We start from the raw sequence: 1,556 nt of genomic DNA on the forward strand, positions 1-1,556 counted from the left end.
GGGGCGGGGTGCTCTCGTTCCGGCTTCCAGGCCAGGACCGGGCCACCCGGTTCCGGGCCTCCACCCTGGGGGACGGCTACGGCCTGGAGGACGTGGAGGCGGTGATTGACGGGCGGGCCCCCGTCCGCAAGCCCGCCCAGGGGCGGCCCCGTTCGGCGGCTCCCCGGCGCGTCAATCTGATTATTGACATTCAGCAGCGTATGGCCCAGGGCAAGGGCCCAGGCTATGAGCGGTGGGCAAAAATATACAATCTCAAACAGATGGCCGCCGCCCTCCAGTTTCTCCAGGAGAACGGGCTGACCGACTNTGACGCCCTGGCGGAGCGGACGACGGAGGCGGTGGACCGGGCCCACGCCCTGGCCGGGNAGCTGCGGNGAGTGGAGGAGCGGCTGGCCTCCACCACAAAACTCATGGGGGCCGTGGTGGACTNCGCCAAGACCCGGCCCGTATTCGACGGCTACAAGGCCGCCCGGTACAGCAAGAAGTATCTGGCGGAGCATGAGGAGGCCCTGGCCTCCTATCGGGCGGCAAAGGCGGCGATTAACGACATTCTGGGCGGGGCCAAGTTCCCCAGGATGGACGCGCTGAAAAAGGAGCGCCGGGAGCTGGCGGAGCGGAAGAAAAAGCTCTACGCCCAATACCGGGCGGCACAACAGGAAATGCGGGAGGCGGTGGCGGTCAAGGCCAACGTCGATCATCTCCTCAACCTGCCCGGAGGGCGGGAGAGCAAGGCCCAGGAGCGTTAGCGACAGGGNCGCAGACAGGGAAGCCTCTGGACACGGTGTCCAGAGGCTTCCGGCGGGTTTGGGGTACAACCCCAACAAGCATTTTCGCAAGGCGAAAATGGCGAGTGTATTGACACTCGCCCTGCTTGCCGTTAGTGCGTTCCCCGGAAAACCCNAGAAAAAGGCCGGAGGCGTTTTTCCTACGCTTCCGGACTTTCACATGGCTATATCCAGTTAAATACAGCTTTTTGATATTGTTATTTCGTTGCTATTTTGTTTGCTCCGACATGGCAATCTGAAATGCTTCGGACGTTTTAGAGGGGACGAATTCAATAATATCATATTGCGCGATACCCTCTTTATAAAAAGGGTCTTTTTCCATAATCGCCTTTGCTTCAACCGTGTCTGCACAGTTACACAGGATTACACCGCCTGTTCTTGGAATTTTCCGGCCAGAACACATGAAAAGATGCTTTTTATAGTGTTCGTCCAAAAACTGGATATGTGCGGGCAAAAGACGCTCCACCTCGGAAAGCGGTTTGACGTATGTCAAACTGAAAATAAACATATTGCATTCCTCCCAAAAATGTGGTAAACTCACGGTGACTAAGGTCAGTGACTACGGTCATTATATTACATCAACTTCTTTGATTTGTCAACATCGTTTAGGAGGGTGATTTTTGTGGAGCGGAAACTAACCCGCAAAGAAAAGGCGGCAGAAACAAAGCGGAAAATATTTGAAACCGCTGTACAACTGATAAAAGAAAACGGCTACAACAATGTTACTATAAGCGATATTTGTATATCTGCTGGTGTAGCAAAAGGATCATT

The 1,556-nt window shown here is 55.2% G+C and carries 2 protein-coding genes and 1 pseudogene; 2 read left to right on the top strand and 1 reads right to left on the bottom strand.

Annotated elements, in window-relative coordinates; genetic code table 11:
* Positions 1-746, top strand: a pseudogene (locus JX325_RS18345) (hypothetical protein); the annotation flags it as partial.
* 247 nt (positions 747-993) lie between these two features.
* On the opposite strand, the gene JX325_RS16455 reads toward JX325_RS18345, so the two are convergent.
* Positions 994-1,293 (bottom strand): YciI family protein, encoded by a 300-nt coding sequence (locus JX325_RS16455; protein ID WP_204792113.1) that lies wholly within the window; start codon positions 1,291-1,293, stop codon positions 994-996.
* 114 nt (positions 1,294-1,407) lie between these two features.
* On the opposite strand from JX325_RS16455, the gene JX325_RS16460 reads away from it, so the two are divergent.
* On the top strand, positions 1,408-1,556 hold a 149-nt coding region (locus tag JX325_RS16460; protein WP_204792114.1), incomplete at its 3' end, for a TetR/AcrR family transcriptional regulator.

The sequence above is a fragment of the Oscillibacter sp. CU971 genome, from assembly GCF_905219725.1.
Lineage (GTDB): Bacteria > Bacillota > Clostridia > Oscillospirales > Oscillospiraceae > Oscillibacter.

Bases quoted from the DNA above. Each gene is read 5' to 3' on its own strand.
- JX325_RS16455 (WP_204792113.1), bottom strand. From the start codon at position 1,293: ATGTTTATTTTCAGTTTGACATACGTCAAACCGCTTTCCGAGGTGGAG.